The 19302-nt window shown below is 33.7% G+C and carries 20 protein-coding genes and 1 pseudogene; 4 read left to right on the forward strand and 17 right to left on the reverse strand.

All coding sequences use genetic code 11. The annotated features are described in order from the left end of the window. Nucleotides 1-38: 38 nt before the first annotated feature. On the forward strand, nt 39-914 hold the full coding sequence (locus tag BLP68_RS15110) for a VOC family protein (protein ID WP_091545435.1): 876 nt from the start codon (nt 39-41) through the stop codon (nt 912-914). A 38-nt stretch (nt 915-952) separates the two neighbouring features. On the opposite strand, the gene BLP68_RS15115 is transcribed toward BLP68_RS15110, so the two are convergent. Genes BLP68_RS15115 through BLP68_RS15145 form a run of 7 tightly spaced genes read right to left on the reverse strand, consistent with a single transcriptional unit; the run spans nt 953 to nt 6203 of the window. Further along, the gene (locus BLP68_RS15115) at nt 953-1273 is read right to left on the reverse strand and encodes a YbjQ family protein (RefSeq protein WP_091545437.1); all 321 of its coding nucleotides are present in this window, start codon (nt 1271-1273) and stop codon (nt 953-955) included. Between the two features lie 32 nt (nt 1274-1305). Beyond that, the gene (locus BLP68_RS15120; RefSeq protein WP_207647929.1) at nt 1306-1899 is read right to left on the reverse strand and encodes a hypothetical protein; all 594 of its coding nucleotides are present in this window, start codon (nt 1897-1899) and stop codon (nt 1306-1308) included. A 31-nt stretch (nt 1900-1930) separates the two neighbouring features. Continuing rightward, entirely contained in the window at nt 1931-2956 is a 1026-nt protein-coding gene (locus tag BLP68_RS15125) for a 5-oxoprolinase subunit C family protein (protein ID WP_091545440.1), read from the reverse strand. Further along, the gene (pxpB, locus tag BLP68_RS15130; RefSeq protein ID WP_091545442.1) at nt 2957-3694 is read right to left on the reverse strand and encodes a 5-oxoprolinase subunit PxpB; all 738 of its coding nucleotides are present in this window, start codon (nt 3692-3694) and stop codon (nt 2957-2959) included. A gap of 11 nt (nt 3695-3705) precedes the next feature. Next, nucleotides 3706-4473, reverse strand: a complete 768-nt coding sequence (locus tag BLP68_RS15135) for a LamB/YcsF family protein (protein WP_091545444.1) — start codon at nt 4471-4473, stop codon at nt 3706-3708. Between the two features lie 57 nt (nt 4474-4530). Next, the gene (locus BLP68_RS15140; RefSeq protein ID WP_091545445.1) at nt 4531-5424 is read right to left on the reverse strand and encodes a DUF4392 domain-containing protein; all 894 of its coding nucleotides are present in this window, start codon (nt 5422-5424) and stop codon (nt 4531-4533) included. Next, entirely contained in the window at nt 5421-6203 is a 783-nt protein-coding gene (locus tag BLP68_RS15145; protein WP_091545447.1) for a putative hydro-lyase, read from the reverse strand. The genes BLP68_RS15140 and BLP68_RS15145 overlap by 4 nt, the downstream gene beginning before the upstream one ends. A 466-nt stretch (nt 6204-6669) precedes the next feature. Here BLP68_RS15145 and BLP68_RS15150 point away from each other — a divergent pair, with 466 nt between their 5' ends. From BLP68_RS15150 to BLP68_RS15160, 3 genes are read left to right on the forward strand one after another with little or no spacing between them, the layout of a single operon-like run. Continuing rightward, the gene (locus tag BLP68_RS15150; protein WP_091545449.1) at nt 6670-7626 is read left to right on the forward strand and encodes a TAXI family TRAP transporter solute-binding subunit; all 957 of its coding nucleotides are present in this window, start codon (nt 6670-6672) and stop codon (nt 7624-7626) included. Continuing rightward, nucleotides 7613-8167: a DUF1850 domain-containing protein gene (locus BLP68_RS15155; protein ID WP_091545451.1), complete on the forward strand. Its 555-nt coding sequence runs from the start codon at nt 7613-7615 to the stop codon at nt 8165-8167. Before BLP68_RS15150 ends, BLP68_RS15155 begins: the two co-directional genes overlap by 14 nt. Further along, nucleotides 8157-10118, forward strand: coding sequence for a TRAP transporter permease (locus BLP68_RS15160; protein ID WP_091545453.1), 1962 nt, complete (start codon nt 8157-8159; stop codon nt 10116-10118). The genes BLP68_RS15155 and BLP68_RS15160 overlap by 11 nt, the downstream gene beginning before the upstream one ends. A 122-nt stretch (nt 10119-10240) precedes the next feature. Here the strand turns inward: BLP68_RS15160 and BLP68_RS15165 are convergent, their stop codons facing one another. From BLP68_RS15165 to BLP68_RS15210, 10 genes and pseudogenes are all read right to left on the reverse strand, one after another. Beyond that, a complete protein-coding gene (locus BLP68_RS15165) occupies nt 10241-11317 on the reverse strand; it encodes a pyridoxal-phosphate-dependent aminotransferase family protein (RefSeq protein ID WP_091545455.1) in 1077 nt (358 codons plus the stop codon). Between the two features lie 198 nt (nt 11318-11515). After that, a complete protein-coding gene (locus tag BLP68_RS15170; RefSeq protein ID WP_330389190.1) occupies nt 11516-12412 on the reverse strand; it encodes a LiaI-LiaF-like domain-containing protein in 897 nt (298 codons plus the stop codon). After that, entirely contained in the window at nt 12409-12831 is a 423-nt protein-coding gene (locus BLP68_RS15175) for a PspC domain-containing protein (protein ID WP_091545458.1), read from the reverse strand. Before BLP68_RS15175 ends, BLP68_RS15170 begins: the two co-directional genes overlap by 4 nt. 219 nt (nt 12832-13050) lie before the next feature. Then, a complete protein-coding gene (locus tag BLP68_RS15180; protein ID WP_091545460.1) occupies nt 13051-13683 on the reverse strand; it encodes a response regulator in 633 nt (210 codons plus the stop codon). Then, the gene (locus BLP68_RS15185; RefSeq protein ID WP_091545461.1) at nt 13673-15088 is read right to left on the reverse strand and encodes a sensor histidine kinase; all 1416 of its coding nucleotides are present in this window, start codon (nt 15086-15088) and stop codon (nt 13673-13675) included. The genes BLP68_RS15180 and BLP68_RS15185 overlap by 11 nt, the downstream gene beginning before the upstream one ends. Nucleotides 15089-15246: 158 nt before the next feature. Further along, nucleotides 15247-15840: an SOS response-associated peptidase gene (locus BLP68_RS15190; protein WP_091545463.1), complete on the reverse strand. Its 594-nt coding sequence runs from the start codon at nt 15838-15840 to the stop codon at nt 15247-15249. A gap of 191 nt (nt 15841-16031) precedes the next feature. Then, nucleotides 16032-17054, reverse strand: a complete 1023-nt coding sequence (locus tag BLP68_RS15195) for an ABC transporter permease (protein ID WP_176759058.1) — start codon at nt 17052-17054, stop codon at nt 16032-16034. Further along, complete coding sequence (locus tag BLP68_RS15200; protein ID WP_091545467.1) at nt 17047-17829, reverse strand: ABC transporter permease; 783 nt, start codon at nt 17827-17829, stop codon at nt 17047-17049. The genes BLP68_RS15195 and BLP68_RS15200 overlap by 8 nt, the downstream gene beginning before the upstream one ends. A gap of 12 nt (nt 17830-17841) precedes the next feature. Then, on the reverse strand, nt 17842-18777 hold the full coding sequence (locus tag BLP68_RS15205; protein WP_091545469.1) for an ABC transporter ATP-binding protein: 936 nt from the start codon (nt 18775-18777) through the stop codon (nt 17842-17844). Between the two features lie 277 nt (nt 18778-19054). Next, nucleotides 19055-19302, reverse strand: a pseudogene (locus tag BLP68_RS15210) (hypothetical protein); the annotation flags it as partial.

Raw genomic sequence — 19302 nt, forward strand, 5'->3', positions numbered from 1 at the left:
TATATATCACATTGATTTTATAGCAAGGAGTGATTCTTTTGAAGCCCTTCGAATTACCTATAACAACAAAAATTGGTAGTGTCCATTTACAGGTCTCCAATATGGAAGCTTCCCTAAGATTCTATAGTCAACTCTTAGGCTTTAGGATAATAGAAATAAAAGAATCTTTTGTTTTTTTATCCTCAAACGGTAGCTATCCAAGTCAAATTACCTTATCAATAATAGATAACTCTACTGACAAACCTTATAAAACAACAGGTCTCTATCATCTTGGAATAAGATTACCAAGTAGAAAGGAGCTTGCCATAACCCTTAAGCGGTTACTTGAATTCAGATGGCAGCTATGTGGATTGTCTGACCACACTGTTTCCGAAGCTATTTATTTATCGGATCCAGATGATAATGGAATAGAGTTATATGTAGATCGCACAGATGATGTTTGGAATAGTACAGTTGATATGACAACCACCTGCATGAATCCTAGAGGGCTATTAGAAGAAATCGAAGATAAAAATGAATATACATGGCAGGGAATACATCCTGAAGCTGATATAGGTCATATTCATTTACAAGTATCAGACCTTAATAAGGCAGCAGCTTTTTACCACAACCTATTGGGATTTAAGATTACTTGGCGTGAGTCTCAAGGAGCTTTGTTTTTAGCTGCTGGTTCTTATCATCACCATATAGCACTGAATACCTGGAGTAGTAAAAACGCCTCCTCTCCACCTTCTAACAGCGTTGGACTTCTATCTTACTCATTTTTTTTAGATACTGAAAAATCTTTAAATAAATTAATAAATCACTTAAAGATTTCCAATTATGCCTATGATCTCTTTTCTACAAATAATGAAGAAGGATTGAGCTTAGATGATCCAGATGGAATAATGATTAACTTTATAGTAAACAAATAAAAAATCCACCAAACCAGTGGATTTTTTACTTGTCTTTTTTACTTATCTTTAAGTTTAACAGCTGTTCCATATGCTAATATTTCTGCAGCTCCCTGCATAACTGCAGAGGTTGAAAATCTGACATTAATTACGGCATCTGCACCTAGCTTCTGTGCTTCCTTACTCATCATTTCAAGGGCTGCGTCCCTGGCCTCATTCAGCATTTGAGTATATTCCGAAAGTTCGCCTCCAACAATATGACGTAGACCTGCCATAATGTCCTTTCCTATATGCTTAGCTCTAATTGTACTTCCCTTTACTAGTCCTAACACTTCTGTTACTTCTCTGCCGGGTATTTCTAAAGTATTAATAATAATCATATTCAAACCTCCCCTTTAAATTATATATTTTATTAAAGATACTGATAGTATACCCATAGTCCAACTATAATTGTTATAAAACCAGCAGAAATGCTTAAAATGCCACTCAGTATAGGTCTCTTATCATTTTTCTTCCGAAACAAATCCACTAAGTCATATATTATATCTTCAAAATGTGGAATGCTGGTAATTTTCTTAAAAGAGATGCTTTTTCCATTAGTAAAAATAGAATCATCAATTTGTATTGTAGCCTTTATATCTTCTAGCACATATTGCTTGCTAGCATTTTTATCATCTTTATTATATTCAATTCTGTATCTTTCTAAAACAGATTCTAGTGAATCCATTATATATTCCTCATCAATACCTTTAATACTTAGTTTTTTTGTTGTTACACTGTTATATATTCCATAAACATAAGCTATTAATACCGCCATCATAAACCATGTAAGTACTGACGCAAATCCATAATTTTGCATTTCTTCTATAATGAATCTTTCTCTTATAAAAAAATACAAGGGTAATATAGACATAATTAAGTTGAAAATAATAGATTCACTATAATGATCCTGCGAAACCAGCTTACGTACACCACTATAGATTAAAAATAAAGCTAACATAGCCACAATAATTAGAATTTCGATTTCTGATTCCCCCTTACAATATTTCTTCCACCATCACCCTATATTCTACTCCATTTATTTTTATTTTGTAAATCTTAATTTTCTCAGCTTTATTATAATTTTTTTGTAATTCTTCCTTAATTTTGTTCACTCTGTTTTCTTCCTCTATTACTAATTTCTGAGCTTCCTCCACAGAAACACTTTCAAAGTTGATTTTATCTCCAGGCTTCATTTGTGCAAGCAGCGGGATATCTACTGATATAACATTGGCAATTTTTGCATATCCTCCAGTAGCCTGTCTATCTGCCATCATTATAATTGGTTTTCCTTCTCCTGGAACCTGTATAGCTCCTAAATTTATTCCCCCGGAAATAATATCTGCACCATCAATATGTTGAAGCTCCGGGCCTTCTAACCTATATCCCATTCGATCACATTGTGTAGTTAACTCATAGCTTTCCTTCAGAAGTACCTCATATGCTTTTGGGGTAAACATAGACTCCTCTGTTCCTATGATTATTCTTACTGTTCTAGCTTTATAACTTGGTATATATTTCGACGAAATAATTCTTTTAGAATACATTTCAATAGGATTTTTTAGATAAATGACATCGCCTTCAATTAGTCTCCTGCCTTTAAAGCCTCCAATTTTACCCTTCAAAAAAGTTGATACACTCCCCATCACTGGATCTACCTTGAAGCCTCCTGCAACAGCCAGATAAGCCCTACAACCAGACTTTAGTCCTTTAAATTTCAACACATCTCCCTGTCTCACTAAATGAGTCTGATACATTTCAATAGGTTTATTATTAATATTTGGTGATAAGTCTCCACCTGTAATTGAAATAACCGAAGTACAATTAAAGGTTATTTCTGGGCCCATCATTGTTATTTCTAAGGCTCCTTCATTTCTATCATTTCCAACCAATAAATTAGCCAGCTGAAACGAGTACTTATCCATAGCACCCGCAACTGGTATGCCAAATTGTTGATATCCTTCACGGCCTAAATCTTGAAGGGTGGTTAGTAATCCTGGTTTATTTATTTTAATTGAGTCCACCTAATCACTTCCCTTCATTGTACACTTAACCTGATATAAACCGTCTTCAATCTCTCTTTCAATTTTTAAATAATCATTCATATTTATAGGTTCAAACTTTATATATTGACCTGCCTTCAAAAGGACATATGGCTCAGTTTCTGGATTAAAGATCTTTAATGGAGTACGTCCAATAATCTGCCATCCTCCAGGGCTTTCAATAGGATATACTCCAGTTTGATTGCCAGCAATACCTACTGATCCTGTCAAAATCTTCTCCCGTGGTATTTTAAGCCTAGGTGTAGCAATTCTTTCAGACATTCCTCCAAGATAAGGAAAGCCTGGAGTAAAGCCAATCATATAAATTAAATAATTGGTGGTGGAGTGTATAGTAATCACTTCTTCAATGGAAAGACCACAGTGATCAGATACATTCTTCAAATCCGGACCAAAATCGCCACCATATACTACTGGTATATGAACAACATCAGGCGGCGGTAAAATAATGCCTCCAGATTTTTTCTCTAGTTCCTTCAGCTTATTTATCATGGTGGAATAATTTATCTTTAGTGGATTATACATGAGTAGTACTGAAGTATAAGCAGGTATTAGTTCAGTAATCTCACTAAAATAATCCTGCTCCATATATAATAAATGTGTAAAGCTTCTAATTTTATTATTTATATCTACATTGATTTCATTTCCAAAAACTATAAGAACTCCATTATCACCCGATGGGACATATTTTAATTTCTCCACCTTAAGTCCTCCTATAGTTTATTGCTCAAAGCTTTAATATTTATCTCTTCTGCTTTTAATGTACAGCTTATCTTTTCAGCAAAATCCAGGGCGATTTTATTGTCTCCGTGTATGCATACAGTGTCTGCATTAATCAATATTTCTTTTCCCTCAATAGAATTGACCTTGCCCTCTTTAATCATTTTTATAACCCTACTGATACATTCATTTACGTCATGAATAACTGCTCCATTATTACCTCTGTTCACCAATGTACCATCATTATTATAGGCTCTATCAGCAAAAACTTCATTTCCACTTTTTAAGCCTACATCCTTTGCAGCCTTAATTAGCTCCGAATTAGCAAGCCCAATTAATATAAGCTGAGGATTAACCATATATACTGCCTCTGCAATAGCTCGAGCTAATTTATAATCTGTAGCTGCCATGTTATACAGGGCACCATGGGGCTTTACATGCTTTAATTCTCCTCCATGGGCTTTAACGAACCCATCCAGGGCACCCACCTGATATATTACGTATGACCTTGCCTCTTTATCAGAAATTGACATATTCCTTCTACCAAACCCCATTAGGTCAGGTAAGGATGGATGAGCACCAATTGCAACTCTATTATCTAGTGCCAGCTTCACAGTTTTATCCATTACAACTGGGTCTCCTGCGTGATATCCACAGGCTATATTTACAGATGTAACAAATCCTAATACCTCTTCATCGTTGCCAATGGTATAATTACCAAAGCTTTCCCCCAAATCGCAATTCAAATCTATAGAAAGCATGTAATCACTCCTTTCTCAAGATAAATACAGCTTAATCTATATCTCAATACCTAATACCTAGCATACTTCCTTTTCAGCATCCTTCAGAGCATCTTCAACTACCCCTTTGATATTTTCAAGTATCTTTAAATTAATATCTAAACTCAAACCGTCTACAGTCATTTCCTTTCTTTTACTGCAGCCGTCTACTCCACCAGCTTTAAGCATAGCTTCTAACATTTCCACCTCATGGGAAATTTCATGCAAAAGCATTTCTCCAGATAATATTGACAAACCAGCTCCAATACCATGACCACCCCAGTTGGAAACTCCAGCAACAATTAAATAGTCTGAAGACGTAACAGCACAAATTCTGTCTCCATTTAATATCTTTTTCTGAAGCAGCGATGTTATTTTTCCCATACCCATCTCGTTTCCACCATCACCTACAGCTATAGTCTTAATTCCCTTTTGGGCAGCACATTTAAATAATGGATCAGTATTAGGGACAAAAGAGCTTAAATCTTCACCCCTCATTGAATAGCATCTTCCATCCCTTGCTCTACCAGGTCTTTCTATTGCAACTACAAGGGAGGGGTTATATAGCTCTATTATTTGACTGCAGAATTCCTCAGTATTTTCAGATGGTACTACTTCGATATCTACATTTATATTAAGGACTTTGCTACAACCAGCTACTAATTCTTTAGAGTAGTCATCGGTTATTATTAAAACCTCCTTGCCTAACTGTAATAAAGTATTAGCTAAGGATACAGCACCCATAGGTCCATCTGTTTCTCCTGTCATTGTGGCCTTAATGCAAAATCCAGTTACAATCATCACCTTACTGCTATTAAATAATTCCATCACAGCCAGCTTCAGATCGCCCCGTTGAATCATATCACCAAGTCCTCTTTGACCTATATCTTCGCCTACTATATTTTCTATCATTTCAAAATACTTATCCTTCATAGCTCCATCAGCTCCTCATCCTTTATATCTGTAATAAACATATGACCAGGAGCATGAGTAATAACTAGCTCTGGTTTTGCCCTCATAATTGCCACCTGTGGAGTAACCCCACAAGCCCAAAAAACAGGCACCTCATCTTTATTAATTGTAACTCCATCACCAAAATCAGGATTTTCAAGATCATTTATTCCTATATCCTCAGGATTACCTACATGAATTGGTGCTCCATGAACCTTCGGAAATTTAGAGGTTATTTCAATTGCTTTATCTACAAGTTGTCGAGGTATTGGTCTCATGCTTACCACCATTGTGCCATTAAATATTCCTGCCGGCTTACAAGGTATATTTGTAGTATACATTGGTACATTTCTTTCCTCTTCTATATGTCTAATAGGTATTCCAGACTTCATTAATGCACTCTCAAATGTAAAGCTACAGCCTAATAGAAAGGATACAAAGTCATCCTGCCAATATTCAACTATGCTAGACACTTCTTTAGTCATTACTCCATTTTCATAAATTCTATATTTAGGTAAGTCTCTTCTCAAGTCACCAGTATCTGCCGTAAGGACAGGCGTAAATTTTCCTTTTTCACAGACATCCAGCACCGGACAAGGCTTTGGATTTCTGTGACAAAACAGAAAAAAATCTAATGCATATTGATAGGGTAATATTACTAAGTTAGCTTGCGTGTAGCCTGGTGCAAGGGCAGGTGTAGGACCTGTCCATTTTTCTTCCCTTATTAGCTTCCTTGCTATTTCTCCAGTATTAATTACCATTTGTCTGCCTCCTTCGTTATACACATATATTATACAACAATTATTAAAATTGTCCCTTAAATAATTTCGAAAATCCATTCAAGTTTTGTATAATTATATTTAGATGTGAATATATAATATAATTCTTACCCCTTAACTACATTATAATATTTATAATTTTCAGTTAAATGTGATTCTTTTAGTATTAATCTGTAGTTTTTTGAGGTGTAAATAGTATAAATGTACTAGCAGACTATTTACGATTCATTGTATAATATTGAAATTTCAATTCATTTCATTATTTCTTTAAATAGAATCGTATTGTTATATAATAAGATTAATGTAATTTTTAAAAATTGGTAATTCATTTTATATATATTTTTTAATTTTTCTACTAAATTATATTGTATAATTACTTATATATATCAATTGTTTACCAAGAAGATAGAATTTCTATCTTTTATATAAAAAATAAGGGGGAAAAAAAATGAGAAAGATTAAAACTATTTCTTTATTATTAATTTGTGTCCTATTGGTGGCAGCATTTGCTGTAGGATGCGGAGCTAAGGAAGAACGTCTTGCAGTTGCAACTGGCGGTACTTCAGGAGTTTATTATCCATTAGGTGGAGCATTTGCAAATATCATTTCTGAAAAGGTCGGCGGAGTTACTGCTAACGCTGAATCTACAGGAGCATCTGTAGAAAATGTTAATCTATTGAACAAAGGTGATGTTGACTTTGCTATGGTTCAAAATGATATTTCATACTATGCATTCAATGGTGTTGAAATGTTTGATGAGCAAGAGCCTATGAAAAACCTTAGAGGTTTAGCAACTCTTTATCCTGAGACAATTCAGATTGTAGCAGCTGGTAATGCCAATATTGCCTCAGTAGAAGATTTAAGAGGAAAGCGTGTAGCTGTTGGTGCACCTGGTAGTGGAACTGAAGCTAATGCTCGACAAATTTTAGCTGCATATGGTTTAACATATGATGACATTCAAGCTGACTATTTATCCTTTGGTGAAGCAGCTGACAACTTAAAAGATGGACACGTTCAAGCTGCCTTTGTTACAGCTGGTACACCTACAGCAGCAATAACTGACTTAGCTACTACTCATAATGTTAATTTAGTACCAATTCCATCAAATATAGCTCAAAAGTTAATTGCTGACTACCCATACTATGCTGAAGTAACAATTCCTGCAGGAACATATAGAAATCAAGATGAAGATATTAATGCTGTAGCTGTTATGGCTATGCTTACAGTAAGAGCTGGTCTTTCAGATGATGTAGTGTATAATATAACTAAAGCTCTGTTTGAAAACCTTGACTCTTTAGCTGCTGCACATGCTAGAGGTGGAGACATTAGTATTGATACTGCGTTAAATGGAATGTCTTTAGAAATTCATCCAGGAGCACAGCGTTACTATAATGAAGTTAAGTAATAATAAAGTTGGGAAAGGGTATCGATTATTTCGATGCCCTCACCTATTCATTACTTTTTTATTTTTAATAGTTATTATATTTATTTGCTTTATTGTTCGACCTGTATATTCCGTTAAATTATATAGTGAAAATACTACAATTAATCAATTTATAGTAAAAGAAAATAGTGAAATCTATATTGATTACACCCACTCAGTTATGAAAACTCCTGTAAGGGATGTTTTTGAAATTAAAAGGAATAATACTTTTTTACTAACCAGAACTGAGTATAGTTCATTTGGAGCTGGATTGCCTACTGAGAATTATGGCACCATAAAGTTAGTAGATGGAGTTTATATAAATAGTGGAATCAATAAAGAGTTAACAAATATATCTCTAAGAGTTGGAGTAATTGCCAACCATCGACTATCCTTTGAGGATGGACGATCAATATATTTAAAGGATTATGTAGAAGGTGGTAGTTTAATCACCATAAAACCTGTAAGAATTAGCAAATTGCAGGCTTTCTTTATTGAAGGGAGGAATCGCAGTGGAAGATAAACAAAAACGCATTCAAGACAGTGTAACAGAAAATATAAATGTTGATGAAAAGCTGGCAGAGTTTGATACATCATCAAATACTCGTAATATGAAGGGCTTCATAGCAAAACTAATAACCGCCCTGGCAATCTTTATGTCTATTTTTCATCTCTACACTGCCGGTATGGGTACTTTTTTAGCTATGAAGCAAAGAGCTTTTCACTTATTATTTGTACTTGTATTAGGATTTTTAATGTATCCAATAAGTAAAAAATCTAATAAAACAAAAATTCCCTTTTACGATTGGATCTTCTCAGGTGCAGGTATCGCAGTAACCACCTATATTTTGATTAATTTTGAAGGTTTAATAAGACGTGGTGGAATACCAAATAACCTAGATATCTTTATGGGTATTGTTGCCATATTGCTTGTACTAGAAGTTACCCGCAGAAGTATTGGTCCAGAGCTTCCTATTATTGCTATTGTATTTATTGCATATGTATTTTTAGGACCATATTTGCCCGGTGCTTTAGGTCACAGGGGATATAGTTTAGCTAGAATAGTTAATCAGCTTTATATGACAACTGAAGGCTTGTTTGGTACTCCTTTAGGTGTATCAGCTACCTTCGTATTTATGTTTATACTATTTGGATCCTTTTTAGAAATTACTGGTGTTGGCCAATTCTTTATAGACGTTGCATTTGCAGCGGCTGGTCATAGAAAAGGTGGTCCTGCTAAAGCAGCAGTTCTTGCCAGTGGATTTATGGGTTCAATCTCAGGAAGTTCTATTGCCAACACCGTTACTACAGGAGCTTTTACCATACCACTTATGAAGAAGGTTGGTTATAAGCCAAATTTTGCAGGAGCAGTGGAAGCAGCAGCTTCTACCGGCGGACAAATTTTACCACCTGTAATGGGTGCAGCTGCATTTATTATGTCAGAGTTTACTAATATTCCATATATTAGAATTGTTGTAAGTGCAACTGTTCCAGCATTATTGTATTATTTAGGTGTTACAATTATGGTACATCTTCAGGCTTCAAAGCAAGGCCTTGAAGGTATTCCAAAGAATGAATTGCCTGATTTAAAAAAGACTTTTAAAATGGGCTTCCATCTTCTTATACCCCTTGTATCTGTTGTTGTGTTTTTAATAAGATTCTCACCACTAAAAGCAGCTTTCTTTAGTATCCTTCTAGCTTTAGTAGTAAGCTTTTTTAGAGCACATACAAGGATTAAGTTTAAGGATTTATTATATGCTTTAGAAGATGGTGCAAAAAAAGCCGTCAGCGTTGCATCGGCATGTGCTTGTGCTGGTATTATTGTTGGTATCGTAACCCTTACTGGTTTAGGTCTTACCTTTGCAAACCTAATTGTAAGCTTGGCTGGAGGAATGCTTTTACCTACCTTATTCCTTACAATGATCGCTTCTATAATACTTGGAATGGGGCTTCCTACAACAGCTAAGTATATCGTACTTGCTACGATGGCAGCACCTGCTTTAGTAGAGCTTGGGGTTCCACTTATAGCCGCCCACTTATTTATTCTATACTTCGGTGTTATTGCCGACGTTACACCACCAGTTGCCTTGGCAGCATATGCTGGTGCTGGAATAGCAGGTGGCGACTCCTTTAAAACTGGATTAAATGCTTTAAAACTAGGGTCAGCTGGCTTCCTCATTCCTTTTATATTTGCAATTAGCCCTACCCTACTATTAATAGATGTAACATTTGTACAGGCGGTAGTTGCTATAGCTACAGCATGTTTAGGTATAGTTGCCTTTGCCAGTGGTGTACAAGGGTATTTCTTGACCCACACCAAGATATATGAAAGAATTATGTTTATAATAGCAGCCTTATTACTGATTCATCCAAACGTAATGGTTGACTTTATTGGTCTTGCGTTAGTGGCAGCACCAATGGCAATGCAATATATTAGACATAAGAAAGAAAAGCTTGTTGTTTCTAATAGTTAATTAAACTCTTAGAAAATCAAAAAAGAAACCTTCGGGTTTCTTTTTTTGTATAATTTTTCACGGATCGACGAGTCATAAACCCATACATATATTTATAATTACTCATTGCTTTTCATTACTAATTACTCATTGCCTTCTATAATATCATCTATTACCCTCAATAGCTCTTGAATTTCTGCTAGACTTCTTTCGGCCATATGGGCAATCCTAAAGGTTTTATCCTTTAACTCCCCATAACCATTAGATATCATATACCCTTCTTCTTTAAGTCGTTTATTTAAGTCACTAATATCCACCTGGCGACTATTTTTCACAGTAGTGAGGGTGTTTGAAGCAAATTCTTCTTCAGGAAACAATTCAAATCTATCCTTAGCCCACTGTCGAGTGTAGTTTGCCATTTCAGCATGTCGATTAAAGCGGTTTTCTAAACCCTCCTTAAGTATTTTATCTAGTTGATAATCCATTGCATACATAATTGAAAGTACTGGTGTAGATGGGTACTGATGATCCTTTTTTTGTATATACTCATATAAAGCTAAAAGGTCCAGATACAGCCCACGATTTTCAACTTTCTTAGCAGCCTCAGCTGCCCTCTGAGAAAATGAGCATATAGATAGTCCTGGAGGTAATCCTAAACATTTTTGCGTAGAGGTTATACATATATCTACCCCCAGCTTATCTACTTCAATCTTTGTTCCTCCCATAGAGCTTACTGTATCAAGGCAGAATACTACCTCTGGATATTTTTTAATAACCTCTGCTATTTCATTAACCGGATTCATTATACCAGTAGAGGTTTCGTTATGTGTAATTGCTATTAAATCGTATTTCCCTGTAGATAGGGCATTATCAACATCCTTCGGCCTTGTTGCACTCCCCCATTCAGTTGCAAACAAATCAGCTGGAACTCCATTGGAAGTAGCCATTTTATGCCATCTATCACCAAAGGCACCAACTGAAAAAACAGCTGCTCGCTTTCCTGTACAGGATTTTACAGCACCTTCCATCAACCCACTTCCTGATGAGGTGGACAGTAGTATTTGATTATTGGTGTACATTATTTTCATCATTTTCTTCGTTATATTTCTTTGAAGCTTCGATGCCTCCTTAGTTCTATGACCCATCATAGGAAGTGACATCCTTTGAAGTACATCTTCTTCAACATCAACAGGACCTGGTATAAAAAGCTTTAAATTCAATTGATACTCCCCCTCTTATTGATTGTTTATATATTTTGAATATTATAAACTTAATTATCTTCGTATTATTATACATTATTTACTATATTTATGATAGTATAAAGTTAAATAAAAAAGAGCCAGTTCATGATTCTGACTCACAGTAACTTTAAACCTTCAATAATTTAATTGTTTGCTAAGTTTTGATTGCTCTTTATCCTATCTTCTTATTATGTTTATATTAGCTACTCCTGCATCTATCTCAATAATTGCCTTACTTAAAGCTTCCTCATATCCAGGTGAAATATAATAGTCTCCTGTATTGCTCCAACCAAGTCTTGCTATATTGGTCTTATTTAAACCTCCAGCCACTTTAATTTTAGCTCCCATGCTTTTACTTAGTATAATATCTAAATTAGATGCTCCACCATCAATTTTAATTTCTGTTAAAGGACTATTATCTCCAAGTATTAATTCAAGGTTTCCTGCTCCAATTTTGATATCTACATCCTTCACTTCTAATTCTTGAAGATTCATTGACCCTGAAATAGCACCTATATCTGCATTAATACTCCATGGAATATCTTTATTTAAATAAAACAAATAATGGGAACCACCTCGTTCAAACAGACTTATTCCACTTGACTTTGATTCAAAGCTTAAAATAGAGCGCTTATGATTATTCCTTTGATCCAAACGGTGATTAACATATCTTTTATCAATAGCTGCTTCTACTAGTCTAATATGATGATCTGATGCTCCTATATCGAATCTAAGGCCCCCAAGCTTAAGATTTAACTCAGCCGTTTCTGCTGCATAGTGTTTCTCAATGGTTAGATGATCTAACCCACTGGTACTACTTTTATACCCTGTATCATAGTAAATCCCATAACCTATTATGATCCCGAAAAATAGTATCCATGTTATGGCAGATATAATAGTATTATTTTTGAAAATGATGTTTATACCAAATACCACTAAAATTAAAGGCCATAGCTGAATAAAGCTATTAAAAACTGACCAACTTAGGAATCCTAAATTTATTAGTAGGAAGATAGTTCCTATTGATATCAACAGGATTCCTCCTATTATTTTGTCCCGATCCACAGGAATCACTTCCTTCCGTTAATTATTACGTAAAATCCAATTGCTATTAATACTACAGGCCAAAACATTCTTATGCTAAGCCAATGGAATCCAAATATGTTTTTACTGAACATTAATCCCCCAGCCGCCACTAGTCCCAATCCAATAATGATATTATTATTTTCATTTCTAGAAGTTCCAGTTCTTTTATCATCATTACTTTTATCAGCTTCATAATATTCTGCCGTAGTATTGCTATTGTATGAAATCGGTCTTTCCGTCATAATTATTGCTGCTATTACATACACTATTAACCCTGCTCCACCTGTAAATGTAAACAAGACCCATAGTAATCTAACAATTGTTGGATCAACATCAAAATACTCTGCTACTCCACCACATACTCCTGCTAATTGCTTATCCTTTGATAGATATAATCTTTTTTTCATATTATCTCTTGCTCCCTTCTGTTAATCCTTAAGATATTAGAAAAAACCTTCTTAATATCTTTTTCTATTAATTAATACGTATTAATTTTAAATTTGTCTATTGACTATTAAAAAACTTCTATACATTCTTTTTTTAACTCTAAGGCTTATTAGCTATATCAAAAATTCTACTATTATTCAAAATTACAGTTTGAAAAGTTAATAGGATAAGTGCATATATTATTTTAGAGATTTTTGCTTATTCCAAAATATTGCTGCTTCGGTTCTGTTGTTTACTCCTATTTTTTGCATAATTTTACTAACATAATTCCTAACTGTTTTTTCTGCAATAAAAAGAATTTCACCTATTTCCTTATTAGTTTTACCTACACTGATTAATTCAAGAATTTCTACATCTCTTGGTGTTAATAGGTTGCTAATGTCTTCCTTTTTACCCTTTAGCTCCTTCAATATTCCTTCTGTAACGGATGGATCTAAGTAAGCAGCACCATTATAAACCTCAATTATTGCCTTAATAATCCTGCTGCTTTCAACATTTTTTAGAAGATAACCACCCGCTCCTGCCTTTATGGCTTCAATTACGATATGATCTTCTGCGTATGCAGTTAATATAATAATTTTTATTTCGCTATTCAATTTTAACATCTCTCTACAGCCTGTAATGCCGTCACCGTCTGGAAGCTTTATATCTAAAAGAACAATATCAGGCTTCAAATCAATAACCATTCTATAAGCTTCTTTTAAGTTTTCTGCTTCACCACAAACAGTCAAATTTTCATTTCGTTCAATTAATGATCTAATACCACATCTAACAATTGCATGGTCATCTACAAGTAGTATTTTAATTTTCATTAATTTCACCCTCCTCCCATGGAACCAGTAGTATTATAGTAGTACCTTTACTATCGCTTTTAATGTTTAAAATTCCATTTATTAGTTCAGCCCTTTCTTGTATTGAAATCAACCCATAGTTGGTATTTTCATTACTTCTTGTATGATTAATATCAAAGCCTTTACCATTATCCTCGATTATTACATTCACAGATTTTAGGTTTGTTTCAAGAGTGATACTAACACTAGTTGCCTCTGCGTGTTTAACTACATTATAGAGGGCTTCTTGAACAATATAATAGATATTTGTTAGTTTTTCTGATGTTAGATGCCCTAGTACTACGTTAGTTATTAAATAGTTAAATTTGATATTTAAATTGCTATTTTTAATAAACTGATTTATTAATACTTCTAAATTTTGTCTTAGATCTTCAATTTCAATTTTCTTAGTTACCATTTTTCCCATAAAGCTTCGTACCTGCTCAATAATACTATTTAAATTTGTTTTTATCTCTTTTAAATCATCCTTCTTTGCATCAGATTCTGACTCAATTAAATTCTCAATTTGTAGTCCTGTAGCAAATAAATTTTGTATAATTCCATCATGGATTTCTCGTGCAAGTCTTCTTCTTTCATCATTAACTAATTGCTGTTGCGAAAGCTTAGTAATTCTTTCATCTGTCTCCCATCTGAATATGTCGATAGCCTTAATAAAGAAAAAAGTAATAGCCACAGCCGTAATCCCTCTACCAAGCTCTACCGGAATACCAAATATACGAATAAATAACTCATTGTTTAATATATTTGCAGGAAAGAAATCTTTTTTTCTCACTAATATTCCAGCTAAAATACCATAAACAACAAACAAAACAGTCATAAATTTATAATTTAAGGATATTTTATTTAGTTTTAAAGCATCTAGAGTTTTTGAATTTTGATATAGGGCTAATGCTGTTACTATTGTACTGGGTAATCCTAGAAAATATCGACTCTGAGCACTAAAAAATGAAAACCAAAAATAATAATTATTTTGACCTACCATCATTGATATAAGTACAGCAATCAACCATATTATAAATATTCCAATGGGTAAATATTTTATTAGCTTCTTTATTTTACCATCATACTCAAGTAAAGCTAAGCCAAAAATAAAGAGATATACAAAGGAAATAGAATTTAATAAGATTTGCAGACCAAATAAATATATATCATATTCTTGATAAAGTTGGGCTATTCTTAGCATTATTACCCATTCAGTAATTCCATGTATTAATCCAAATAACCCAAGGTATCTAATTACATTTAGAAGAGGAAGTACACTGTGTTTTGTCTTTTTTTGCTGCAAAGCAAGTAATCCCATTGAAAAGAAGGCCAGTCCATATATAAAGAAAATTACGATATATGCATTTTCGCTAGTTAATTTCATAGAAACTCTCCTTCTATAATTTTTACATAATTATTATATCATTATTTATATACTTTAATATTTAAAACATATATTTGGTAATAATATTTAAAATTGAGTAAAAAAACAGCATGTGATCTATCAAAATCACTGCTGTGAGTATTAATCCAATTTATTAATTATACTATTTCTATATAAATATCATCGTCTTTAATCATATCTGATCTTAATATGTTTATAGGTGTATGATCATTAGCTTCAGAAATCCATAGATCTTCTTTTTCACTGGATAGTATGACTGGCATACGATGGTGGATTTTTTTAAGTGATGGTATGGCTTCTTTTGTAATAATAGTAAAACCCGTAAAGACTTCACCATTTTTGTCAATTAACTTGCTGTATAAGCCTGCCATAGAAAACAATTTCTGATTTACTAAAGAAATTTTATGTTTAATTTTGATATTACCATCGCTTTGCCATTCAAAGTATCCATTCGCTGGAATAATACAACGTCCTTCAATAAGGGCCCTTTTAAACATTGGCTTGCTATCAACAGTTTCTCCTCTTGCATTGATTACCAGGTTCCTGAGATATGGTGCTGTAAAGCCCCACTTAAAGAGTTCTATTCGATTCTCTTCCTTTTTATATATAACTGGAAACTCATAGGATGGATATATTTCTCCTTTTCTATACTGGGTAGCATTATTTATATGAATATTAAATCGTTCAATTACTTCATCTAAGTCTCCCTCGAAGAAAAATCTACCACACATGAAAACATCTCCTTTGAATAATTTAAATTACGTATAGCTTCTTTTAATTATACCCCAAAGGTAAATATAAAAACTCTTTTCTTGCTATGTTAGGAAAATGATTCCTGTCATTATACCAATCACAGCTTTGATTTTTAAGCTTGGAGTTTTTACTCTTCTGTGCTCTTGTTGAATAGTTTTTTTCAATAATTTTATAGCTCCTCTGCTGAAGGTTTTAATGTTTTTAATCCAAATGTAAAGAAAACAGCTGCAAATAATAAAAGTATTCCTAGATTATTTAATACATCCCCTATGGCCATGCCTGCCACCAAATTGTCATATGCCTCCATCAACCATTTCTGTGGTAAAAAATGAGATATAATACGCATCTTTTCTGGCATAAAGGTCACTGGGAAGAAGCTACCACCTAATAAACATGTTGGTACAACAATCAACGTACTTACTACACTATATTTTTCAGTATCAGTGATAAATCCCGCAACTCCCAATGCCAGCCCTGTAGCTGCCACTAAAAAGAATAATAGTATAAAGTATATATTCAACATAGAGACTTCATATTGTATTCTTAAAATACCTCTAGTTAATCCTAAGAATAAAAGTATCTGGATCATTCCAATAACCAATGAGCCAAGTAGTGTTCCCATTGTAATGTCATACTCGCTTACAGGTGTAGAAAACATCCTCATAAGAGTTTTGCCCCTTCTATCCTCTAAGAGCAACCCAATGGTTGAGGCCATAAACATCAGTATAAACATTGTTAGAAAGCCCAAAACCATTCTTCCTTCTCCAAAGCCACCTGCTTCATTATCATAGTTTATTTCCCCCCTCAAAATATATCCCTCAATTAGTCCTTTGAACACTTGTAGGTCTTGATTATCTTTTAATGCGTATATTCTAAGATTACTAAGGTTATCCTCTTCAGCCAGGTTATCATTGCCTACCTCTAAGGCAAAATCTACTACATTATTTCTAATAGCATGCTCCGCCGTGACATCTTCCAACAATATTACTTTATATCGTTGATCTTCTTCTAGAACTTGTATTAATCTATTATCCTCTGATGCTTTTAAAATTCCTACTTCAATTTCCTTCTGTTGAGCCATAGAGGTTGCCAATATGCCTGCCAATATGGGAAAGACTAGAAAATACAGAAGTGTGCTACGTTCTCTTATTACTCTACGTATAAAATTAATGGCTATGTACATACTATTCATAAATATTTTCCCTCCCATATATAAAGATGGCCAGTAAGGTAAGTATTACTCCAACAGTAGTAAGCACAATTATTGAAAAGCTACTATTGGCAAGTGGATTCCCTTCTATAACTTTCATATATAAATCGAAGCCCCACCAATTTATTGTAAATTTGCTTGCTAAACCGAATCCACCATTTTGAGTTAATCCTCCACTAATAAAGGTCATGACCACTATTACAAAGGATAAAACACCTGATGCTATTTTACTGTTTTTAAATAAACCACCTGCTACAAATGCCATGGAAAGCGATACAAAGCCAAGCAACGATGTTGCAAATGCTAACCCTCCCAATGATGTCCCCCAATCAACATTAAAGAGAAGATATGATATATAAATGATTGTAAATGAATTAAAAAATAATAATGTAGCCTGCCCTATAAGGCTACCAATAATGAATTGTGATTTTTTTATTGGAGCCGTAAATATACGCATTAAAGTATGCTCCTCTTTTTCTGAAATTATTGTGGTGGCAGCAATAATACCTGATATCAATACATACATAACTAAAATTGCAACTGCGAACTCTTGAACCATTGAAGTGGGTTTTCCAGTCCCTAGAAATACTAACTCCACAACCGATTCGGTATTAAAAGCAACATTTGATTCAATTTCAGTAAATATTTTTGACATAATGAATATTTGAAAAATTGGTACTCCAATAATAATAGGTAACATAACTAAATTTCTAAAAAAACCTTTGATTACGTGCTTTATAATTTGATAAGTAACCAAGATAATTCCCCCTTAATCCCTTAAACTTTTGCCTGTTAAATGAAGGAATACATTTTCTAAATTAACATCCGTTAAGGCAATATTTTTTATCATTATCTGGTGATTTGCTAAAATAAAAAGAATATCCTGAAGTCGTTCCTGTGAGCTTTTTGAATACACCTCTATTTGATTATCCTTTACACTCACACCAAGTATTCCATGAAGCTTCTTTAAAGCATCTACTGCCGAAGCATTTACTTCTGCTGTTTCAACTAATATTTTCTCACCAGAAGTTATTTCTTTTTTCAAATGATTTTTATCTCCTAAGGCAATAAGTTTACCATTATCCATAATTCCGACACGCTTGCATATCGCCTCAACTTCTTCCATGTAATGACTAGTGTATATAATAGTTGCACCCATCCTATTCAATTCTAGTATTGAGTCCAATATATGATTTCTTGATTGCGGATCAATTCCAACTGTTGGTTCATCCATTATAATAATGTCTGGTTTATGGACTATTGCACAAGCAATATTTAATCTTCTCTTCATTCCACCAGAAAATTTAACGGGTTTATCTTTTTTTCTATCTTCTAACCCTGTAAAGGTAAGTGCCTCTTCGATCCTTTCCTTTAGGTGCTTTCCTCTTAATCCATGTAAGCCACCGAAAAATGCAATATTCTCTTCTGCAGACAAATTATTATAAATCGCCAGCTCTTGCGGTACTAATCCTAGTTTCTTTTTTACATCAATTGGTCTTTTCTTTACATCTATACCATCAACTAAAATTTCACCGCTATCTGGCTTTAGCAGCCCAACCAACATTTTTATTGTAGTGCTTTTTCCTGCTCCATTAGGTCCCAATAATCCGAAAACCTCACCCTTCTCGATAGTAAAGCTTACCTGATCAACAGCCAATTGATGAGAATATCTTTTTATTACATTGTTAAGTTGAATATATGTCATCTAAACCACTCCTTAGGTTATTTTATATTTCCATTTTATACTATAGAAGGAATCCACTCTATTACTTTAAGTCATAACATAATATGACTTAAGTCATGATTAGAAGCAGATGTAAAATTTTAAAAGTGAAAAGTTACATGATAAATGTCATAGAAGAAAGATTTGAAAACCATTTTTCTAAATATTTGTGTGGTAAAAATCGAGTAGAAGGTAGATAATTATTTTATCTACCGACCTCTCACACCACCGTACGTACCGTTCGGTATACGGCGGTTCTTTAGTTTACACATGCTTGTTGATAGTAATTAAAGAAGAATAGATAACCTAGGTCTGATAACCTTTGGTTAGTAAGAGATTTATTTAGAATTGGGCTATTGGCTGTTCGCCAGTAGCTCTTTCTTGTGTTTGCAAATTCCCAAGCTTTGCCTTCGGCGATACCAAGCTTCTTTAGATTTGTGAATTTCGTTTTGATTTTCTTCCACTGCTTCCAGTAAATCATCCTTATGCGTCTTCTCATCCATTGGT

It is taken from the genome of Alkaliphilus peptidifermentans DSM 18978 (genome assembly GCF_900101495.1).
Classification (GTDB): Bacteria; Bacillota; Clostridia; order Peptostreptococcales; family Natronincolaceae; genus Alkaliphilus_C; species Alkaliphilus_C peptidifermentans.

Bases quoted from the DNA above. Each gene is read 5' to 3' on its own strand.
- BLP68_RS15135 (WP_091545444.1), bottom strand. From the start codon at position 4,473: ATGCTTTCTATAGATTTGAATTGCGATTTGGGGGAAAGCTTTGGTAAT.
- BLP68_RS15150 (WP_091545449.1), top strand. From the start codon at position 6,670: ATGAGAAAGATTAAAACTATTTCTTTATTATTAATTTGTGTCCTATTG.
- BLP68_RS15140 (WP_091545445.1), bottom strand. From the start codon at position 5,424: ATGAAGGATAAGTATTTTGAAATGATAGAAAATATAGTAGGCGAAGAT.
- BLP68_RS15145 (WP_091545447.1), bottom strand. From the start codon at position 6,203: ATGGTAATTAATACTGGAGAAATAGCAAGGAAGCTAATAAGGGAAGAA.
- BLP68_RS15115 (WP_091545437.1), bottom strand. From the start codon at position 1,273: ATGATTATTATTAATACTTTAGAAATACCCGGCAGAGAAGTAACAGAA.
- BLP68_RS15185 (WP_091545461.1), bottom strand. From the start codon at position 15,088: ATGAAATTAACTAGCGAAAATGCATATATCGTAATTTTCTTTATATAT.
- BLP68_RS15205 (WP_091545469.1), bottom strand. From the start codon at position 18,777: ATGACATATATTCAACTTAACAATGTAATAAAAAGATATTCTCATCAA.
- BLP68_RS15155 (WP_091545451.1), top strand. From the start codon at position 7,613: ATGAAGTTAAGTAATAATAAAGTTGGGAAAGGGTATCGATTATTTCGA.
- BLP68_RS15195 (WP_176759058.1), bottom strand. From the start codon at position 17,054: ATGAATAGTATGTACATAGCCATTAATTTTATACGTAGAGTAATAAGA.
- BLP68_RS15180 (WP_091545460.1), bottom strand. From the start codon at position 13,683: ATGAAAATTAAAATACTACTTGTAGATGACCATGCAATTGTTAGATGT.
- BLP68_RS15175 (WP_091545458.1), bottom strand. From the start codon at position 12,831: ATGAAAAAAAGATTATATCTATCAAAGGATAAGCAATTAGCAGGAGTA.
- BLP68_RS15190 (WP_091545463.1), bottom strand. From the start codon at position 15,840: ATGTGTGGTAGATTTTTCTTCGAGGGAGACTTAGATGAAGTAATTGAA.